Source organism: Gottfriedia luciferensis, assembly GCF_002156865.1.
Lineage (GTDB): Bacteria > Bacillota > Bacilli > Bacillales > Bacillaceae_G > Gottfriedia > Gottfriedia luciferensis.
The window spans coordinates 1-18,784 of sequence record NZ_NCTA01000054.1; the positions used below are offsets into that span (position 1 = coordinate 1).

General features: G+C 32.5%; 20 protein-coding genes. 6 read left to right on the forward strand and 14 right to left on the reverse strand.

Annotated elements, in window-relative coordinates:
• Positions 1-493: 493 nt before the first annotated feature.
• Positions 494-949, reverse strand: coding sequence for a hypothetical protein (locus B7R67_RS19925; RefSeq protein ID WP_088072740.1), 456 nt, complete (start codon positions 947-949; stop codon positions 494-496).
• Positions 950-1,228: 279 nt separating this feature from the next.
• Between B7R67_RS19925 and B7R67_RS19930 the strand changes: the two genes are divergently transcribed.
• A complete protein-coding gene (locus B7R67_RS19930) occupies positions 1,229-1,651 on the forward strand; it encodes a VOC family protein (RefSeq protein ID WP_088072741.1) in 423 nt (140 codons plus the stop codon).
• A 163-nt stretch (positions 1,652-1,814) separates the two neighbouring features.
• On the opposite strand, the gene B7R67_RS19935 is transcribed toward B7R67_RS19930, so the two are convergent.
• From B7R67_RS19935 to B7R67_RS19955, 5 genes are all read right to left on the reverse strand, one after another.
• Complete coding sequence (locus B7R67_RS19935; protein WP_088072742.1) at positions 1,815-2,597, reverse strand: SDR family NAD(P)-dependent oxidoreductase; 783 nt, start codon at positions 2,595-2,597, stop codon at positions 1,815-1,817.
• Positions 2,598-2,749: 152 nt separating this feature from the next.
• On the reverse strand, positions 2,750-2,905 hold the full coding sequence (locus tag B7R67_RS19940; protein ID WP_088072743.1) for a DUF4083 domain-containing protein: 156 nt from the start codon (positions 2,903-2,905) through the stop codon (positions 2,750-2,752).
• Between the two features lie 367 nt (positions 2,906-3,272).
• Positions 3,273-3,683, reverse strand: a complete 411-nt coding sequence (locus B7R67_RS19945; protein ID WP_088072744.1) for a Fur family transcriptional regulator — start codon at positions 3,681-3,683, stop codon at positions 3,273-3,275.
• 13 nt (positions 3,684-3,696) lie between these two features.
• Positions 3,697-4,527: a metal ABC transporter permease gene (locus B7R67_RS19950; RefSeq protein WP_088072745.1), complete on the reverse strand. Its 831-nt coding sequence runs from the start codon at positions 4,525-4,527 to the stop codon at positions 3,697-3,699.
• Positions 4,524-5,306 carry a metal ABC transporter ATP-binding protein gene (locus B7R67_RS19955; RefSeq protein ID WP_088072746.1) on the reverse strand — a complete coding sequence of 261 codons (783 nt, stop codon included), beginning with the start codon at positions 5,304-5,306 and terminating at the stop codon, positions 4,524-4,526. Before B7R67_RS19955 ends, B7R67_RS19950 begins: the two co-directional genes overlap by 4 nt.
• Before the next feature lie 305 nt (positions 5,307-5,611).
• On the opposite strand from B7R67_RS19955, the gene B7R67_RS19960 reads away from it, so the two are divergent.
• The 3 genes from B7R67_RS19960 (at position 5,612) to B7R67_RS19970 (ending at position 7,363) form a co-directional block, all read left to right on the forward strand.
• On the forward strand, positions 5,612-6,481 hold the full coding sequence (locus B7R67_RS19960) for a YitT family protein (RefSeq protein ID WP_088072747.1): 870 nt from the start codon (positions 5,612-5,614) through the stop codon (positions 6,479-6,481).
• Positions 6,482-6,694: 213 nt separating this feature from the next.
• Entirely contained in the window at positions 6,695-6,946 is a 252-nt protein-coding gene (locus tag B7R67_RS19965; RefSeq protein WP_088072748.1) for a DUF2624 family protein, read from the forward strand.
• 117 nt (positions 6,947-7,063) lie between these two features.
• On the forward strand, positions 7,064-7,363 hold the full coding sequence (locus tag B7R67_RS19970) for a hypothetical protein (protein ID WP_088072749.1): 300 nt from the start codon (positions 7,064-7,066) through the stop codon (positions 7,361-7,363).
• A 119-nt stretch (positions 7,364-7,482) separates the two neighbouring features.
• On the opposite strand, the gene B7R67_RS19975 is transcribed toward B7R67_RS19970, so the two are convergent.
• Together B7R67_RS19975 and B7R67_RS19980 are read right to left on the reverse strand one after the other, a co-directional pair.
• Positions 7,483-8,376 carry a deoxyribonuclease IV gene (locus tag B7R67_RS19975; protein ID WP_088072750.1) on the reverse strand — a complete coding sequence of 298 codons (894 nt, stop codon included), beginning with the start codon at positions 8,374-8,376 and terminating at the stop codon, positions 7,483-7,485.
• Between the two features lie 142 nt (positions 8,377-8,518).
• Entirely contained in the window at positions 8,519-9,826 is a 1,308-nt protein-coding gene (locus tag B7R67_RS19980; protein ID WP_088072751.1) for a DEAD/DEAH box helicase, read from the reverse strand.
• A gap of 226 nt (positions 9,827-10,052) precedes the next feature.
• Between B7R67_RS19980 and vrrA the strand changes: the two genes are divergently transcribed.
• Positions 10,053-10,826: a VrrA/YqfQ family protein gene (gene vrrA, locus B7R67_RS19985; RefSeq protein WP_088072752.1), complete on the forward strand. Its 774-nt coding sequence runs from the start codon at positions 10,053-10,055 to the stop codon at positions 10,824-10,826.
• An 80-nt stretch (positions 10,827-10,906) separates the two neighbouring features.
• Positions 10,907-11,851 carry a 4-hydroxy-3-methylbut-2-enyl diphosphate reductase gene (locus B7R67_RS19990; RefSeq protein ID WP_088072753.1) on the forward strand — a complete coding sequence of 315 codons (945 nt, stop codon included), beginning with the start codon at positions 10,907-10,909 and terminating at the stop codon, positions 11,849-11,851.
• Positions 11,852-11,905: 54 nt separating this feature from the next.
• On the opposite strand, the gene B7R67_RS19995 is transcribed toward B7R67_RS19990, so the two are convergent.
• The 6 genes from B7R67_RS19995 to dnaG form a co-directional block, all read right to left on the reverse strand.
• Entirely contained in the window at positions 11,906-13,024 is a 1,119-nt protein-coding gene (locus tag B7R67_RS19995; protein WP_088072754.1) for a Nif3-like dinuclear metal center hexameric protein, read from the reverse strand.
• On the reverse strand, positions 13,021-13,728 hold the full coding sequence (locus tag B7R67_RS20000) for a tRNA (adenine(22)-N(1))-methyltransferase (RefSeq protein ID WP_088072755.1): 708 nt from the start codon (positions 13,726-13,728) through the stop codon (positions 13,021-13,023). Before B7R67_RS20000 ends, B7R67_RS19995 begins: the two co-directional genes overlap by 4 nt.
• Before the next feature lie 193 nt (positions 13,729-13,921).
• Entirely contained in the window at positions 13,922-14,278 is a 357-nt protein-coding gene (gene cccA, locus B7R67_RS20005; RefSeq protein WP_088072756.1) for a cytochrome c550, read from the reverse strand.
• A 156-nt stretch (positions 14,279-14,434) separates the two neighbouring features.
• Positions 14,435-14,971: a hypothetical protein gene (locus B7R67_RS20010; protein WP_088072757.1), complete on the reverse strand. Its 537-nt coding sequence runs from the start codon at positions 14,969-14,971 to the stop codon at positions 14,435-14,437.
• A 208-nt stretch (positions 14,972-15,179) separates the two neighbouring features.
• Entirely contained in the window at positions 15,180-16,298 is a 1,119-nt protein-coding gene (gene rpoD / locus B7R67_RS20015) for an RNA polymerase sigma factor RpoD (protein WP_088072758.1), read from the reverse strand.
• A 29-nt stretch (positions 16,299-16,327) separates the two neighbouring features.
• Entirely contained in the window at positions 16,328-18,136 is a 1,809-nt protein-coding gene (gene dnaG / locus B7R67_RS20020; RefSeq protein WP_088072759.1) for a DNA primase, read from the reverse strand.
• Positions 18,137-18,784 lie beyond the last annotated feature (648 nt).

Genomic DNA, 18,784 nt, shown 5'->3' on the forward strand with positions numbered 1-18,784 from the left:
ATGGGACACTTCAGAAGCTAAACTAAGAAAAATAGACGGCAAAACTTGGACTAAAATAGATGGGACAATCGATGTTGTACTAGCATCAACCCGTTCTACAAATCCAAATGTAAGTAAGTGTCAAACTGCATTAAATGATTCTCTTAAAGTAATAAATGCAGCAAATAAATAAATGTTTTAGGAATCGCAAATTAGCGATTCCTTTTTGTATTTAGGCATTGTTAAAAAAGAAGGTTGATTTCCGTTCCAGGATGCTCGCTTTCCATGGGGCGTGAGCTGAGCCTCCTCGGCAAGCCTGCGGGGTCTCACCCTTCCCGCTACTCCCATAGGAGTCTCCCACCTTCCACTCCAATCATTGTCTTGAATTATTCTAAATTTTAAAATCTTTATAAATATCCACCACATTCAACATTCATTTTAATAAAAAAAAAAAAAAACCATCGATACACTGATGGATTCAGTAATAGATAAATTTAAAGAGACAAAATCTCTTTCAAAACTTAACACCATTTAAATTTGAAAAAATTAATGTGCACATAAAGAGTATTCCAAATAATAGCATCAATATAAAACCTGATAATTTAGCTAATCCTTTTTCTTCTTTTACGATTGCAATAACTCCAGTAATTAAGCTTGCTAGAAGACAAATATAATAGAGAAATAATGAAATGGTTTTTATTAGGTTTAAACTTCCAATCACAAACGTTAACAAGGCGCAAATTAAACTAGCTAATACAAAAAAATATGTTAGCCTTCCAATTTTATGGCTAAACTTAATTACGCCATTTGTAATGACTCCTACACAACTAATCAATGATAGCCAGAATATTCCCTCTAAAATTTTTCTACTAACAAATGGCAATGGCTCAGTGAAATATCCAATATACGATATGACGATTACAGTTAATAAAATGAAAACCTTTCTTCTATATTTTTTGAGCTCCTGCAAACTACTCAGCCTCCTAGGCTACAAGTTTAATAAGTCAGTCATTTGCCTTAATGAATAGTATTCAACAATCAAAACAATTTCCCTTTCTTTACTGGATAATTAACCTACAAAAAAAGAACAAAAGTTCCCGTTCGTTGTCGAAATAAAAAAAAATACCATTATTTACAAACGTATGTTCTTTATTTTATAATTAATTATGGATAGAATAGAATATGATTTTGGATTGACAAGCGTTAACAATTTTAAGAGGCAACAAATTTCATTTAAGGAGTGAAGGAAATGTCAGTAGAATTAATCCCTTATTTAATTATGAATGGTGATGCAAAAGAAGCAATTAAGTTTTATGAAGAAGTTCTTGATGCAAAGGTTCTATTTAGTCAATCTTATGCAGAAGCACCTGATCCGGAAGGAAAAATCCCTGATGAAGCAAAAGATTGTATCATGCATGCAACAATTCAAATCGGCGACTCTGTCTTAATGCTATCAGATACATATCCTGGTTACCCACATCAAACGGGAAATCAAGTTACAATTTGTATTTCAACAAATGAGATTGAAAAATCAAAACGATATTTTGAAGGGCTTTCAGTTGGTGGTCAAGTAGAATTACCATTACAAGACACTGGATTTAGCCCTTGCTATGGCAAAGTTGCAGATAAATTTGGCGTATTATTCCAAGTGTTCACACATCCAAAACAATAATTCATTCGTTAATCTATTTACTAATTTAGGATTTTGTCATTTCAAGCATACATAACTCTATCGATCGGACACATTTAAATACATATTTTAGAGAAAAAAAAACGACTCTGTTTTAGTTAACAGAGTCGTTTCAATAGATAATAATTTAAATTCGTTTCAACTATTATATTCTTCTTTGGATATACCTTACCACTGATGTGACCATTTTTCTTGGCATGAAACGCACGGAGTTTGCCAATACTTTATTAGTTGTTCCAGGAATAACAATTGTTTTCCCTTTATTAAATCCTTCATACGCAATTCTAGCCACATCTTTTACATTGCCGACTCCACTTTGGAATAATTTTGATTCATTCATACTAGCTCGATTTCCAAAATTTGTTTCAGTAGCTCCAGGGCAAACGGCAGTTATTTTTACATTTGTCCCTTTCATTTCATTTGAAAGTGCCTCTGAGAATGACAGAACATATGCCTTTGTTGCATAATATACTGACATTAATGGACCGGGTTGGAATGCTGCAGTAGATGCAATATTCATTACACCACCTTTATTTCGTTCAACCATTCCTTTTAAGAACAACTTTGTAAGATGGGTTACGGTACGTATATTTAAATCAATCATATTTAACTCTTCATCTAAACTTGTATTAACAAATTCTCCAAATAAACCAAAACCAGCATTATTAACTAAATAATCGATTTGTATGTTATTACTACTTAGTTCATTTTGTAAAGCTATAATTTCATCCTCTTTTGATAAATCTTTCGAATAGATTTGAATGGATCCATCTGAAAATGATTCAATTTCATTCTTTACTTTCATTAAATTTTCTTTGGATCTAGCAACTAGTACTAGATTGAATCCATCTTTTGCAAACAAAATAGCTAATTCTTTCCCGATTCCTCCAGAAGCTCCAGTGATTAAGACGGTTTCTTTTGATTTCATATGATTATCTCCTACCCTAAATATATATTTTGATTTTATTTTTTTTATTATGACAATACGTTTAAACATTTAAACGTATATGATGCATTTTACTATACCCTATATACGATAAAAAGACAATATCCAATATTGTCCTTATTTCCCTCAATTATTCATTTTTTTATACTCTCGTTTAGTTTATCAATTTTTGCTTCAAGTCTCTGCATTTGTTGTTTAGATTTCTTAAAAGATTTAAATATCAAGAAAATAGCAAAAATAATAATGATAGGTACTACAAATACGATTAACTGAAATATTATATCCCCCATGGCTAAAACACTCCTAAAAAATTAAAATCACTATTTTTTATTAACTTAAGTATAATTGAATTTGGTATATTTTGGTATATTTTATTGATTCTCCAATCCCCTATCTATAAAAGACTATGTTAAATGTAGATATTTTCAAAAAGTATAAAATAGAATTTATTTTATAGACTAATTAAAGACATTGATTGGAGTGGAAGGTGGGAGACTCCTATGGGAGTAGCGGGAAGGCTGAGACCCCGCAGGCTTGCCGAGGAGGCTCAGCTCACGCCCCATGGAAAGCGAGCATCCTGTAACGGAAATCATCCTTCTTTTTCAACAAAACCTATAAAAAAAGAAGCTCGAAATGAGCCTCTATTTTTCCAATCTATTAACTACATTCTGGACAAAGTCCATATATTTCAAATTTATGACTTTGAACAGTATAGCCCGGTAAATCTAAAGTTATATTTTCCATAGGACATCGATAAATGCTCTTTGTATTGCCACAATCTAAACAAATAAAATGATGATGATGTTCTGATGAAGAGCATTTAGATCGAAATCTTTTTTCACCATCTAATTCCGTAACTTCAACTACATCTACTTCAATAAATGTAGATAAGTTCCGATAAATTGTATCAAAGCTAAGTCCTCTGTATTTATCTTTTAAAGCTTGTTGGATATCTCTTGCAGTTACATATTTATTTTGCCTAAAAATATATTCAAGCATATCATAACGTTTAGGCGTGTTTTTAAATCCTCTATCTTTTAATAATTTTGATGCATCTGCTAATTTCATTTAATCACTACCTTTATCTTGTTCTTAATTTCTTCCAACCTAAAGTTAAAATAAGAATAAGGATTTGCAGGATTACAATCGTACCACCTGGCGCAAGATTTAAATTATAAGAAAGCAATATACCTGCAACAACTGAAAGCTCGCCAAAAATGATTGAAAAGATAATCGTTTGTTTAAATCCATTCGAAATTCGTATACTTGCTGCGACCGGTAATGTCATAAGAGATGAGACTAGTAATACTCCGACAACTCTCATTGAAATCGATACGACTAATGCAACTAATAAGATAAACAAATAATGTAACCATTTTGCATTAATACCTGAAGCAACCGCATACTCTTCATCAAAGGATAATAAAAATAATTCTTTGTAAAGTACTATGATAGATATTACTACTAATACAGCTATAATTATGACAGTAATTAAATCTTGCTGTGAAACAGCGCTAACACTTCCAAATAAATAACTAAAAAGATCTGTATTAAATCCATTTGCCAATGAGATTAAAATTACTCCTAACCCCATTCCACCAGATAGAATAATAGGTATCGCCAACTCTTGATAATGTTTATATACACTTCTTAATTTTTCAATTAAAAATGCTCCGGCTACTGAAAATGTCATACCCATAAATAACGGACTAATAAAACCAGATGTAAAGAAGTATTTTTCAATTAAAAGACTTGCTGCAACGCCCGATAATGTAACATGGCTTAATGCATCTGAAATTAATGATAATCTTCTAAAGACAACAAAGACACCTAATAAAGGAGCCATTATGCCAATGATCATGCCTGTAATTAACGTGTTTCGTAAAAAATCATAATGAAAAAAATCCATCATACTCTATTTCCCCCATCCTCAAGCTCGTGATTGTGGGATAGTACATGTACAGAATGACCATATAGAAGAGATAAATCATTCTCAGTAGCATCTTTAAATTTTTCTCTACTACCATGGAAATGAAGTCTTTTATTCAAACAGGCAACATGTGATACTTTATCCGTAATAATCCCAATGTCATGCGATACTAATAGTAATGTAATCCCAAGTTTAGAATTCAAGTCACTTAGTAGTTGATAAAAGCTTTCAACATTTTCAGCATCTACCCCGACAGTTGGTTCATCTAAAATGATTAGTTCAGGATTACTAACAAGTGCACGTGCGATAAATACACGCTGTTGCTGACCTCCCGAAAGCTCACCAATATTACGATTTGCAAACTCATACATACCAACTGATTTTAGTGCTTCAGCAACTTTTTCTTTATCTGATTTTTTAAAACCATTAAATAATCCAATTTTTGAAACTAGACCTAGGGAAACTACCTCAAAAACGGAAGCAGGAAAACCTGAGTTAAAGCTATTTGCTTTTTGAGAAACGTATCCGATTTTATCCCAGTTTTTCAGCTTTCGAATATCAGTACCAAATAATTCAATTTTCCCTTCATCAGGTTGTTGGATACCAAGTATACATTTTAATAATGTTGATTTCCCACTACCATTTGGACCAACTAACCCTAAAAAGTCTCCTTTTTTTACTTGAAGATTAATGCCGTTTAAAACTTTTTGACGATCATAACTATAAGACAAATCTTCAATATTAATTATATTTTGACTCATTTATACACCTTCATCTATTTAGGAATAATTACGTTTTACTTCAAGTTATTAGTATAAGAGAATCCTTCTTATTTGTAAACAAAGAAAACTCGGCAATTTATACAGATTTTTTCAATCCATTTCATTGCCTCCAACTCTTTCGATTTAGATAAAAATTCAACTAAAAATTGGAGTTTATTTTACGAAACTGATTAAAATCATTTTAAAATTCTCTAATCATTTTTTAATTATTAAGCCGTTTCACTTTGTGACAAAAAATACATATGTTACAATTGACATATAAATATAGATAAAGAGGTGGTTTTTTGAACGCAATTACACATCGTAGACTTTCAAATTTCAAAATCATTAAACGGGGGTTATTTATTACTTTAGGAGCTGCTTTGATGGCAGTATGCTTAAAATCTTTCTTTATTCCAACTGATATCATTGATGGTGGAATTGTAGGTATCTCATTGATCCTCTCCCATATTACTTCGATTAATCTCGGTATTTTTCTATTCTTACTAAATTTACCTTTTGTATTAGTAGGTTATAAACAAATAGGTAAAACATTCGCTATCTCAACATTATACGGTATCACTGTATTATCAGTATTTACCTCCCTATTTAAGGACATTCCACATTTAACGAACGATCCATTATTGGCGGCTTTATTTGGTGGGCTTGGACTTGGGATTGGAGTAGGCTTAGTTATTCGTAATGGTGGTTCGCTTGATGGAACTGAAATCATAGGGATCTTATTAACAAAGTCATCACCTTTCTCAATCGGTGAAGTTGTTATGGCATTTAATGTCTTTATTCTTGGAAGTGCAGGTTTTGTATTCGGCTGGGACAATGCCATGTATTCATTAATTGCCTATTATGTAGCTTTTAAAACTATTGACTTAACAATTGAAGGTTTCCAGGATACTAAATCTGTTTGGATAATAAGTGATTATGATAAAGAAATTGGAGATGCACTAAACGCTCGTTTAGGTCGAGGTGTTACATACTTCCATGGTGAAGGTGGCTTTATGGGTGAAGATAAAAAAATCATCTTTACAGTTATTTCACGACTTGAGGAAGCAAAATTAAAATCAATTGTTGAAGACTTTGATGAAAATGCCTTTATTGCAATCGGTAATATTGCAGATGTAAAAGGTGGTAAATTTAAGAAGAAAGCAATTCATTAATAATCTTCTTTATAAAAAGCTTAAATTCTATTATGAATTTAAGCTTTTTATAGTTTATTAGATTAATAGAGTAACCAATTTTACAATCCCCCGCTCAAATCCGGTTTAATTCCAAAATTTAAATGTGCTTATTCTTTTCAATAGTTCATTAATTAACTGTTCTTCACATAAAATGTATCGATGAGTTTAACTACATCTTGGAGGAGGTACAGAATGAATATTATCCAAACTCTCATAAATAAAAAGGTTAATAACATTACACCAAAAGATTTATTAAAATTAAGTCAACAACACCAGGTTTATATTACACCAGATCAAGCTAATAAAGTGGCTGCAATTTTAAACGGGAAGAATTATAATATTTACGACGCCGATCATAAAAAGCAAATCCTTTCCCAAATTGCAAATGTTACCTCTAAAGCTACTGCACAACAAATTGATACAATTTTCCAAAAGTTAACTTAAGCTTGGTTAAAATGTTGATTAAAAACCTTTAATTAATAACTCTACTCATTTCATCCATCATATAATGCTCATACAACGAATCAATACTTATTCCAAAACGAAATGAGAGGGATTAATATGGATTTACATGAGCTACATTATGAAATAATCTATTTAGACAAAGAAACACAAAATGAAGTAAAGTTTAATCATCTGTTTCATATGAATGATTTAAGCCATAACTTAGCTCTTAATATCGCTAGTAGTTTAATCGAACGTGATAAAGCACATGTTGTCTATATTAAATTATTGCATTTAGATGACCAAGATCACGAATTTATTAGTAACACCGTCACTGTAAAACGGATTAAAGATGGGAAAATTATCGCTTCATATTTAGATAGTAAGTTAAAAAAGATGGTAGAAATACAATTATAATGAAGAATGTAGATCTTCTATCTTTGAAATAAATACATGACATAAAAAAGCAGGACCGATGACTAAGAAATTTCTTAGCACGGTGCCTGCTTTTTACATTATTTGTTCTTACTGCCTTATTATGCCTTCAATAATTCTTGAACTAAGTTTTCATTGAATTCTTGATTACGTAACATTTCGATTTCTAACTTATATGGAGCAACTTTATTATTTTTATCTTCACCAACGTATGGAGTTTCAAGAATTTTAGGTATGTCCATTAATTGTGGATGATGGACAATGTAATTTAATGCTTTGAAACCAATCGTTCCAAATCCAATATTTTCATGGCGGTCTTTGCGACTTCCCATTGGATTTTTACTATCATTAATATGAAGTACTTTTAACTTATCAATACCAATTAGTTGATCGAATTGTTGCAATACACCATCAAAATCATTTACAATGTCGTATCCAGCGTCATTAATATGACAAGTATCGAAACAAACGGATAATTTATCACTGTAATGAACACCTTCCATAATTCTTGCAATTTCTTCGAATGACTTACCACATTCTGAGCCCTTCCCTGCCATCGTTTCAAGCGCGATTTGAACAGGCGTATCAGGAGTTAATACTTCATTTAAACCTTGAATGATTCGTTCAATACCAGCATCTTCACCTGCACCAACATGTGCTCCTGGATGTAAAACAATTTGTTTTGCACCTAATGCTGCCGTACGATCGATTTCCTTTTGTAAAAATTCAACACCTAGTTCATAAGTCGAAGGATTTGTTGTATTTCCAATATTAATAATATATGGAGCATGTACAATAATATCTGCAATACCGTTTTCTGCCATATGTTTTAATCCAGCTTCAATATTTAAATCTTCTATTGCTTTACGACGTGTATTTTGAGGCGCACCAGTGTATACCATGAATGTATTTGCACCATAGCTTGCTGCTTCTTCACTAGCCGCTAAAAACATCTTTTTTCCGCTCATAGAAACATGAGATCCAATTCGTAACATTTACTTTCACTCCTAGCTAAGTTAATCATACTTTCCATTTTAACATGAAATTAAAACATGGTTAAAGGGAAAGAATCGAGGGGGTAAACTGTATAAGGAAAAAAAAGAAAGGAATTAATATCCCTTTCTTTCTTTTACAAAATTATCTTTCAGTTTTTCGCTTTAATCTGTTTTTGAATGATTCTCTTTGCTCGTTCAGTTTACGCTTATAGCCTGGCTTTACTTTAGATGGCTTTTTGATTGTTTTATTAGCAGCTAGATCTAAGTTACGATCAGTCTTTTTACGAAGCTTACGTTTTGAGCGTGGACCTAAATCAACCCACTCACCTTTTTTAAGTTCGCGATGTTCAAATGTAATACCGCGTTCCTGAAGTTTATCTAATGCTTGGTCATCTTCTTGATCATAAATTGTAATCGCAGTTCCAGAGAAGTTTGCACGACCAGTACGACCTACACGGTGAACATAAAAGTCTAAATCAGCAGGGAGCTCAATATTAATAACATGGCTTACCCCTTCAATATCGATACCACGAGAAGCTAAATCGGTCGCAACGATATATTGGAACTCTAAATCCTGGATTTGCTTCATCATTTTTTTACGTTCACGAGGAGTTAAATCTCCATGAATTTGACCAACTTTTAAGCCATATGATGATAATTGAGTCGCAACTTCTTCAGCTTTTTTCTTTGTATTCGTAAAGATAATCGCTAAATAAGGTTGGAAACTTAATAAAATGTCTTTTGCCATTTTAACTTTGTCTTTATGACGACTAGGTACGATAATATGCTCAATTTTCTGTGCAGAAAGTTGTTTAGGATTAATATGAATATGTTCTGGATTTTCCATGTACTTTTTCAAAAATGGCTTTAGTTTTTCTGGAATGGTTGCAGAGAAAACTAACATTTGTAATTTCTTTGGCATTTTTGATGCAACTTGGTCCACATCATGGATGAATCCCATATCTAACATTAAATCTGCTTCATCTACAACTAAATATTTTGTCGTATGAACTAATAATACATTATCGTTTACTAAGTCTTTAATACGACCTGTCGTTCCGATTACAATATGCGGTTGTTTCTTTAGTTTTTCAACAGTACGTTTATAGTCTGTTCCACCAACGAAGTTTTTTGCAGTTAATTGTTGATCCTCAGGACAACATGCAATGATATCTTGAACATCATTATAAATTTGAGTTGCTAATTCACGGGTTGGAGCAGTAATTACTAATTGAACCTGATCAACTGATGGGTCTAACGTATTTATTGTTGGAATTAAATATGCATGTGTCTTCCCTGAACCAGTTTGGGATTGTCCAATCACACTTCGTCCAGTTTTTACTTGAGGAATAATCTTTTTTTGTATTTCTGTTGGTTCTGTAAAGTGTTTCTTCTCTATTGCTTCCAAAATAAATGGTTTTAATTGATAATTTTTAAATGAAATTGCCATATAATTCACCTTCTTAATTTAAACTTTCTATGTAATGAGGGATTAATATCCACAAACAAAATAGTTACAATTATCTATTATACAATAGTTTGTCCATTAAAAGCCATTACTTATTTTTTCTTTCTCATTTATTAGCATTTAAATTTTTAGACTGTCCTATACTAACCTTTTTAATCTATGTGCATAGCCTAAGTAATAAAGAGCATTTTGAAAGGAGGTTTTTAGGATGGGATTACTTGATAAGTTTAAGAAAAAAAATAAACAGCCTTTTCCTATGAACGGACCTAATTATTTTAATGGTTATCAACAGGGTTATCAAAATATGCATAATCCATACGGTATGAGGCCAAATTTTGGGCAACAAGTTCCATATCCTCATTCTCCACAACTGCCTTTTCAACAAAATGGCTATCAACCAACACAACAATTTGCTGGGAATCAAGGGTATTATCAACAACCTGTGGCATATCAACCACAATTAAATGCACATCAACAATATGTCAATCAAAACAAAATATTACAATCGATCCCTTTTCAAAATCAACCAGTTATGCAATCACATAACAGCAGTAATTATCAACAACAATCATTTCAAAACCAATTTCCAATGACTGGGCAACCACCTGAAAAAGAGGAATCAGATAATCCAGGCTTTTTCTCACGCTTAATGGGCGGTGATACATCTATAACTGGAGTAATAGGCGGTATGCAAAAAGCAGTTCAAGCAGCTCAGCAGGTTACCCCAATGATTCAGCAATACGCACCTGCAGTAAAAAACTTTCCTTCCTTATATAAAATTTTCAAAGCAGTAAATACAGATGATCCGGCCGAAACTAAAAAAAGCAAAAAAGAGTCAAATGAAGTCATTGAATTAACACCAGCAGAAAGTACAACACCAAAAAGAAGAAAAAAAGTTAAACTGAATACCGAACAAGAATCAATACCAGAACCGAAAGAACCTGAAAGAAATTTAAATCCAAGACCAAAATTGTTTATGTAAATTTTCTTTTTCTTTGTATACAACCATCTCCCTCCTTTATAATAAAAATGACAACAATATTATAAAGGAGGGGCTACTCCATGAAAGTTATTAAAGTTACCCCACGCGGCTATTGCTACGGAGTTGTAGATGCAATGGTTATTGCTAGAAATGCAGCAAAGGATCCTTCACTTCCAAGACCGATTTATATTCTTGGAATGATTGTTCATAATAAACATGTTACTGACGCATTTGAAGAAGAAGGGATTATTACTTTAGATGGTCCAAGCAGATTAGATATACTAGAAAAGATTGACAAAGGAACTGTCATCTTTACTGCCCACGGAGTATCTCCAGAAGTAAAATCAAGAGCGATTAAAAAAGGGCTCACAACAATTGATGCAACGTGCCCAGATGTTACTAAAACACATGATTTAATTAAAGAACGTATGTCTGAAGGATACCACTTTATTTATATAGGTAAAAAAGGTCATCCTGAGCCAGAAGGTGCAGTTGGAATTGCTCCATCTATTGTACATTTGATTCAAAATAAATCTGATATTGACGCTTTATCAATTCCTACAGATAAAATTATCATTACAAACCAAACAACTATGAGCCAATGGGATGTCGTTGATTTAATTCAATATGCAATTAAAAAGTATCCTACAGCTCATGTTCATAAAGAAATTTGCATGGCTACACAAGTGCGTCAAGAGGCTATTGCTGAGCAAGCTGGCCAAGCAGATTTAACAATCGTTGTTGGTGACCCAATGAGTAATAACTCAAATAGACTTGCTCAGGTTTCTCATGAAATAGCAGGCACAAATGCATATCGTATTTCAGATCTAACTGAACTTCAACTAAAATGGTTAGAGGGTGTAGAGACTGTTGCAGTTACCTCAGGCGCTTCAACCCCTACACCAATTACGCGTGAAGTCATTACTTTCTTAGAACAGTTTGATCCTAATGACAAAAGCACTTGGGAAACAAAATCAAATGTAGGATTAAGTAAAATACTTCCTAAGGTAAGAATAAAAGATTAATAAAAAGGACTCCGGGATTACTACCGAGAGTCCTTATTTTCTTTATTCATTTTTTCAAATAAATGTAAAAGGGTCTGTATGAATAGATGATGCAACAATTTCACAAGACATGTTTTTCTCTTTCAGCTTATTGTCCAAAAGATGCTTTACACCTAATTTCATTACTTTCTCAATATTATGACCAGCATCCACAATATTTAAATTAAGCATTTTCCAATCTTGAGCGACATGATAATATATATCACCACTTAAATAAACATCAGCACCATTTCTTTTTGCGTGGAATGCAAATTTATTTCCATCTCCACCAACAATGGCAACCTTTTTCACTTTATCATTTAAATTACCAACTACTCTTACACCTTGTAAATCTAACTTTTCCTTTACATAATGAGCAAATTCTTCTAAAGAAAGCTCTTCTTTTAGGCTTCCAATTCGTCCGATACCATAAGTTTTGCCTTCATTGTTCAAAACATATGTATCGTAGGCAACTTCTTCATATGGATGGGCTTTATGCATTGATTTCAGTACGTTTTTCAATTTTAATTCTGGTACAATTGTTTCTACCTTAACTTCTTCTACTTCTTCTAATTGTCCTTGTTGACCGATAAACGGCGTTGTACCACTTAAAGGCATAAATGTTCCAGTTCCATCGGAATTAAATGTACAATGACTATAATTTCCAATATGACCCGCCCCGGCTTTACAAAGTGCATCTCGTACAACCTCAACATGTGTTTTTGGTACATACACGACTAATTTTATTAATTTTTCTACATAAGTAGGAGCAAGAACACTCGTATTTTCTAATTGCAATGCCTCTGCAAGAAAATCACTTACGCCAATTTCTGCAATATCAACATTTGTATGAGCTGCAAATACTGCGATATCATGTTTTATACAAAGTTCTACAATTTTTCCTGGCTCACTATCCGTATCAATTTTCTTTAAAGGTCTATAAATAATTGGATGATGAGCGATAATTAAATTCGCACCGATTGCGATTGCCTCTTCAACAACATCCTTTGTAACGTCTAATGCGATTAATACTTTTGTGATTTGTTTAGACAAAGTACCGATTTGCAGACCATTTGGATCTCCTTCTTCAGCCAAATGCTTAGGAAACAATTCTTCAAATTGCTGCACAAACTGAAAACCATTTATCGCTTTCATGAAAGCACCTCTTTTATCCACTCTATTTTCTGCTGGATTTCTTTCATTTTTTGAATTGATTCCTCAGTTTGTTTTGCAGATTCTAACTGAGTTAAGATTCTTTCAAAGTTTTTCATTTCATGTGCCCATTTTTTCTTAAATGCATCATTTTGTTTTTTTAGTAAAAATGGACCAATGAATAATTCTTTTTCTTTTTGTTCACTGTACGGACTTGTTTGATTTGATTTAGAAGCAACTAGGATTTCATAAATCTTTCCATCCTCTTCTACTATATCTTCTTCGATAAGAGAATAGCCTTCTTTTTCAAGCCAATACCTGATTTGATGTGCACCAATATTCGGTTGTAAAACCAACGTTTCAACACCTTCAAGTTTTTCCTTACCATTCTCTAAAATACTTGAGATTAATGAACCGCCCATACCGGCTATTGTGATTACATCTACTTCGTTTGGTACTAATACTTCTAATCCATCTCCCATTCTCGCTTCTACAATTCCTTCTAATCCACTTTGACGAATTGTAGAACGAGCTGAATTAAATGGACCTTCTGTTATCTCTCCAACAATAGCAGAAGTACATCTCTTATTTAAAACCGCGTAACAAGGTAAATATGCATGATCTGATCCAATATCAGCTAATTTCGTGCCTTCAGGTATGTAATCAAATACTCTTTTTAAACGTCTTGATAAATTTACTTCATTCATAACAAAATCACCATTTCATATTATTTTCATGATATATTCTACACTAAATTAGTCGATAAACCTAATTAGAAAATAAAAAACCTCTTCAAAATGAAGAGGTTTTTTCAGACTATTAGTAAATAAATCTAAGAATTTTAGGACTACATTCTAACACATAAATGACCTCTTCTAATGAAGAGGTCATTTAAATTCATTATTTTTTCTCAGATAACCATTTTGCAACAGCATCTAATTGTGGTCCTTGAAGTAAACCAGCAGGCATTCCGCCTTGTTTACCATTCTTTAAAATATCTTTAATTTGATCCTCTGTGTATCTAGAACCTACTTTTGTTAAGTTTGGTCCTACAACCCCTTGTAATTGATCACCATGACAGCTAACACATGTTTGAGCGTATATTTCATCTGGCTTAGTAGTCTTAGTTTCAGCTGGCTTTTTATCGCCATTTGCAATCTCATCAGCCTGCTTTGCCCCTTTTAATGAAATAATAAGCATTACTGCGATTCCTAGTGCTGCAATTAGAGCAAAAGGAATTAATGGATTTCGTTTCATTATGATCCCCCTTATGTAACCCCTTAAAAAAATAGATTAATGACTATAACATTATTATTGTATACGATTAAAAACAATAAAAAAAGTATTATATTGGATAAATTTAAAAATTGTTAAACGATTTCAAAAATCTAGAACCCTTCAAATTCCAAAGCATTACAATGTGTATACCATAAATCCAATGTATAAAATGATTAAGCTCACCCCTGAATAAATGAAATAAGTAAGTTTTTTTAAGAAACCAATTAAAATCCAAATCAAGCAATTAGCAAATAGTACGATCCCAAGCATTAATGGAGATAGCTTCGTTAAAAATCCAACCCAATCGATTATGAGTTCCAATGAAATGATAGCGATTACAATATAGGTAATATGTCTCCAAATTAACTTTTTTATAGACAGTAGTATTGCACTAATGATTAAAAATATTAAAACAGTAGGGTAAATGAGTAATTGCAAATTTAAAGACAATTCTGTAAAATAAAGTAAATAGGTTACTAATGGAGCCAAAATGAATGGAGATACTCCTAGAAGTGCCCATAATTTATCATAACCATTTTTGTCTAAATTATCCTTTGTGTCACCTTCTGAATAAATTGTTAATAGATAATTACAATATTGTTCAGGTAGCATACGGTTTTCTTTCCAAAATTTGATCTCTTTTAAAATGATTCGTTTCCTATGTTCATCCATATGGCAACCTCCATGGATAGCTTGAAAAAAGTCTGAAAAATCACACTTTGTATTTAGCATAGCATCTTAAAGGAAATTTGAGTATGGACATTCGATATATTTTGACAAAAATTTTAATGAGCCTTTCATACTATTTAAAACGTATTTATCATTTTCACTTTGAATAAAAAAAAAGTTTACCCTATACAGGATAAACTTTTCGAACATTCTATTCTAAGAAATCTTTTAATCGTTTACTACGGCTTGGGTGACGTAATTTACGTAGAGCTTTCGCTTCAATCTGACGAATACGCTCACGTGTAACACCAAATACTTTACCAACTTCTTCTAAAGTACGTGTACGTCCATCATCTAAACCAAATCGTAAACGTAATACATTTTCTTCACGATCTGTAAGAGTATCTAGAACATCTTCTAATTGCTCTTTTAACATTTCATAAGCTGCATGTTCAGCTGGAGAAGTCGCTTCAGAATCTTCAATGAAATCACCTAAATGTGAATCATCTTCTTCACCAATTGGTGTTTCCAATGAAACTGGTTCTTGAGCAATTTTTAAGATTTCTCTTACCTTTTCTGGTGGTAAATCCATTTCTTCACCAATTTCTTCAGGAGACGGCTCACGACCTAAATCTTGAAGTAATTGACGTTGTACTCGGATTAATTTATTAATTGTTTCGACCATATGTACTGGTATACGAATCGTTCTTGCCTGGTCAGCGATTGCACGTGTAATTGCTTGTCGAATCCACCAAGTAGCATATGTACTAAATTTATAACCTTTACGGTAATCAAATTTTTCAACAGCTTTAATTAGACCCATATTACCTTCTTGAATTAGATCAAGGAAAAGCATACCGCGTCCTACATAACGTTTTGCGATACTTACTACTAATCGTAAGTTAGCTTCTGCTAGACGGCGTTTAGCTTCTTCATCGCCTTCTTCAATACGTTTAGCTAAATTAATTTCATCTTGTCCAGAAAGTAAGTCAACACGACCAATTTCTTTTAAGTACATACGTACTGGATCATTGATTTTAACGCCTGGAGGAACACTTAAATCATTTAAATCAAATTCCTCTTCTTTTTCTAACTGTGCACCTCTTGGTTCATCGTCAGCGTCACCAACAATATCAATACCTTGTTCACCTAATTGTTCATAAAATTCTTCTAATTGATCTGAATCAATTTCAAATCCATTTAAACGATCTGCAATTTCTTCATATGTAATAACACCACGTTTTTTACCACTTTCAATTAAAATTGCTTTTACTTGATCAAGTGTTAATTCTGTTTCAGTATCTTTAGAACGAGCCGATTTATCAGCCATCTGTTCCCCTCCTTCGAAAAGTTCGCGAATCATTTAACATATTTCATACTAGACCTTAACTGAGTGATTTGTTGGAGAATTGTTGCAGCTTTCACAAAATCTCCTTCACGTTCAGCCTTCTTAAGATCCATTTCTTTTTCACGTATACGTTGTTGTTTATCATAGTTGTTTAAAGCATCTAAATAATCCTTTAACTCTCGCTCTGCTAGTTCAGGTGCTATCTGTAAATTGACAATTTTTGAAACTACTTCAAGTAACCTTTTTGAAGGAAGGTAATTCATAAATTTACTAATATTAGACTCATTGCCCTCTTCATAATAAGCATAAAGATGGATTATAATCTCGGAATAATCATTGTTGTAGAATAGACCCTGATATTGCTGTCTTACTTTTTCAGTCACTTCTCTGCTATTTAGCATATGAGCTAAAAGAAATTGTTCAGCCTTCACATGAGCAGGTAATAGTGTTTTTGAAGTAATATCACGTTTGATATCAGTTTTTACTTCTGTTACATTTGATATACGATTTGCCTGATTACTATATTGTCCAAATTCCTTCTTAAGTACTTCAATCGAGATAGAAAACTCTTTTGAGAGTTGATTTAGATAATAATCTTGTTCAATGAGTTGACTTAGTTGTGCAATTTCCTGTAGCATTTCTTTAATATATTGAAATTTAACAGTTTCATCTAAAAGATTTTTTCCTTTTCGATGATATTGCATTTTAAAACTCATTAATGATACACTAGCTTCAATAATAGAGGTATTAAATTTTTCTGGACCAAATTGCCTTATGTACTCATCTGGATCTAATCCATCCGGCATTTGCGCAACTTTAATTGTGAAGCCTTCTTTTTGAAGAACTTTCGCAGCTTTTTCAGTTGCATTAATACCAGCTTGATCCGAGTCATAACAAATGATGATTTGATCAACAGTAGTTTTCAATACTTTTGCTTGATCCTCTGTTAATGAAGTTCCCATTGTAGCAACGGCGTCATGAACACCTGCTTTAAATGCTGAGATGACATCGGCAAAACCTTCCATTAGAACAGCACGATTTTGCTTTCGCATGACATTTTTCGCTTGGTAAAATTGATATAATAATTTTCCTTTATGAAAGATTGATGTTTCCGGACTATTTAAATATTTTGGTGATCCTTCACCCATTATTCTTCCGCTAAATGCAACAATCTTTCCTTGATGGTTATGAATCGGAAATATTAATCGATTTCTAAATCGATCATAGTAATTACCATCTCGTTCACTTCGAACCACTAGACCGGCTTTTTCCATGATCGGCATTGGATAACCACGTTTTTCTAATACCTTTGTAACAGCATCCCAAGAATCTAAAGCAACACCAAGCTCAAAATGCTTTATTTCCTCTCTAGAAATCCCTCTGTTATTTAGATATTCTAACGCCTGTTTACCTTCTGAAGTGTTAACTAATAGATGATGATAGTACTTTTTGACAAACTCATGAGCTTCAAGTATTAAACCTTGCTCAGTAGATTGTGGATTCTTCACAGTGTCAATCGTATCCGAAGGTAGAGTGATATTTGTATTCTTCGCTAGCTGTTGTACAGATTCTTGAAAGTTTAAACCTTCAATCTGCATAATAAAAGAAATTGAATTTCCACCAGCTCCGCAACCAAAACAATGAAAAATTTGTTTTTCAGGAGAAACAGAAAAAGATGGTGTACTTTCTCCATGAAACGGACATAGTCCAAAATAATTTCTTCCTTGTTTTTTCAGAGGAACATATTCACTCACTACATCAACTATGTCAACTGACTGACGAACTTGCTCGACAAGTTCATCGGGAATTCTGTTTCCCATACTGACAGCTCCATATACTATTTTATTCGATAAAACTCGCTGTATTCCTTCAACTTTCGACAAAAATAATTCCATATTTTATATTTTTTAGGATCACTATATAATACGGAATAAATTAATCGAGTTTGAAGTCTCACAGTAGTTCATAAGCATTGCATTCAACTGCTAGTTCTGGTTTTATTTAACCCATTTATTTATTGCTTATGATTAATTTCTACACGTCTTTTGTAATTCCTTCAAAACATGTATCGATTTATGTAGTTTTATTTCCATCTTCACTAAACTAGGAAGCACATATTCATAGTTTATTCGTAAGTATAAAAAGTTAAACCTATAATTAGTTCATTTCATACAATTTTTTATTATAATCTATTTCATTTAGGAAATCTAGCATTAAGTCCTAAAGAATTATTATCTTATTATTAAGTTAATTTGATCGTTGCATATTTTATTTCTGTCTGGAATTTCAGTATATAACTATTTAATAAAATAACCATTTCTCTATTATCCCTGTTAAAAAATGTTGATTTCCGTTACAGGATGCTCGCTTTCCATGGGGCGTGAGGCTTTAGCCTCCTCGGCAAGCCTGCGGGGTCTCACCCTTCCCGCTACTCCCATAGGAGTCTCCCACCTTCCACTCCAATCAAT

Excerpts from the sequence above, each read along its gene's own strand:
- B7R67_RS19980 (WP_088072751.1), bottom strand. The coding sequence starts at position 9,826 with ATGGCAATTTCATTTAAAAATTATCAATTAAAACCATTTATTTTGGAA.
- B7R67_RS19975 (WP_088072750.1), bottom strand. The coding sequence starts at position 8,376 with ATGTTACGAATTGGATCTCATGTTTCTATGAGCGGAAAAAAGATGTTT.
- B7R67_RS19945 (WP_088072744.1), bottom strand. The coding sequence starts at position 3,683 with ATGAAATTAGCAGATGCATCAAAATTATTAAAAGATAGAGGATTTAAA.
- B7R67_RS19995 (WP_088072754.1), bottom strand. The coding sequence starts at position 13,024 with ATGAAAGCGATAAATGGTTTTCAGTTTGTGCAGCAATTTGAAGAATTG.
- B7R67_RS19970 (WP_088072749.1), top strand. The coding sequence starts at position 7,064 with ATGGATTTACATGAGCTACATTATGAAATAATCTATTTAGACAAAGAA.
- B7R67_RS19935 (WP_088072742.1), bottom strand. The coding sequence starts at position 2,597 with ATGAAATCAAAAGAAACCGTCTTAATCACTGGAGCTTCTGGAGGAATC.
- rpoD (WP_088072758.1), bottom strand. The coding sequence starts at position 16,298 with ATGGCTGATAAATCGGCTCGTTCTAAAGATACTGAAACAGAATTAACA.
- vrrA (WP_088072752.1), top strand. The coding sequence starts at position 10,053 with ATGGGATTACTTGATAAGTTTAAGAAAAAAAATAAACAGCCTTTTCCT.
- B7R67_RS20000 (WP_088072755.1), bottom strand. The coding sequence starts at position 13,728 with ATGAATGAAGTAAATTTATCAAGACGTTTAAAAAGAGTATTTGATTAC.
- B7R67_RS19965 (WP_088072748.1), top strand. The coding sequence starts at position 6,695 with ATGAATATTATCCAAACTCTCATAAATAAAAAGGTTAATAACATTACA.
- B7R67_RS19940 (WP_088072743.1), bottom strand. The coding sequence starts at position 2,905 with ATGGGGGATATAATATTTCAGTTAATCGTATTTGTAGTACCTATCATT.
- B7R67_RS19930 (WP_088072741.1), top strand. The coding sequence starts at position 1,229 with ATGTCAGTAGAATTAATCCCTTATTTAATTATGAATGGTGATGCAAAA.
- dnaG (WP_088072759.1), bottom strand. The coding sequence starts at position 18,136 with ATGGGAAACAGAATTCCCGATGAACTTGTCGAGCAAGTTCGTCAGTCA.
- B7R67_RS19990 (WP_088072753.1), top strand. The coding sequence starts at position 10,907 with ATGAAAGTTATTAAAGTTACCCCACGCGGCTATTGCTACGGAGTTGTA.
- B7R67_RS19950 (WP_088072745.1), bottom strand. The coding sequence starts at position 4,527 with ATGATGGATTTTTTTCATTATGATTTTTTACGAAACACGTTAATTACA.
- cccA (WP_088072756.1), bottom strand. The coding sequence starts at position 14,278 with ATGAAACGAAATCCATTAATTCCTTTTGCTCTAATTGCAGCACTAGGA.
- B7R67_RS19955 (WP_088072746.1), bottom strand. The coding sequence starts at position 5,306 with ATGAGTCAAAATATAATTAATATTGAAGATTTGTCTTATAGTTATGAT.
- B7R67_RS20010 (WP_088072757.1), bottom strand. The coding sequence starts at position 14,971 with ATGGATGAACATAGGAAACGAATCATTTTAAAAGAGATCAAATTTTGG.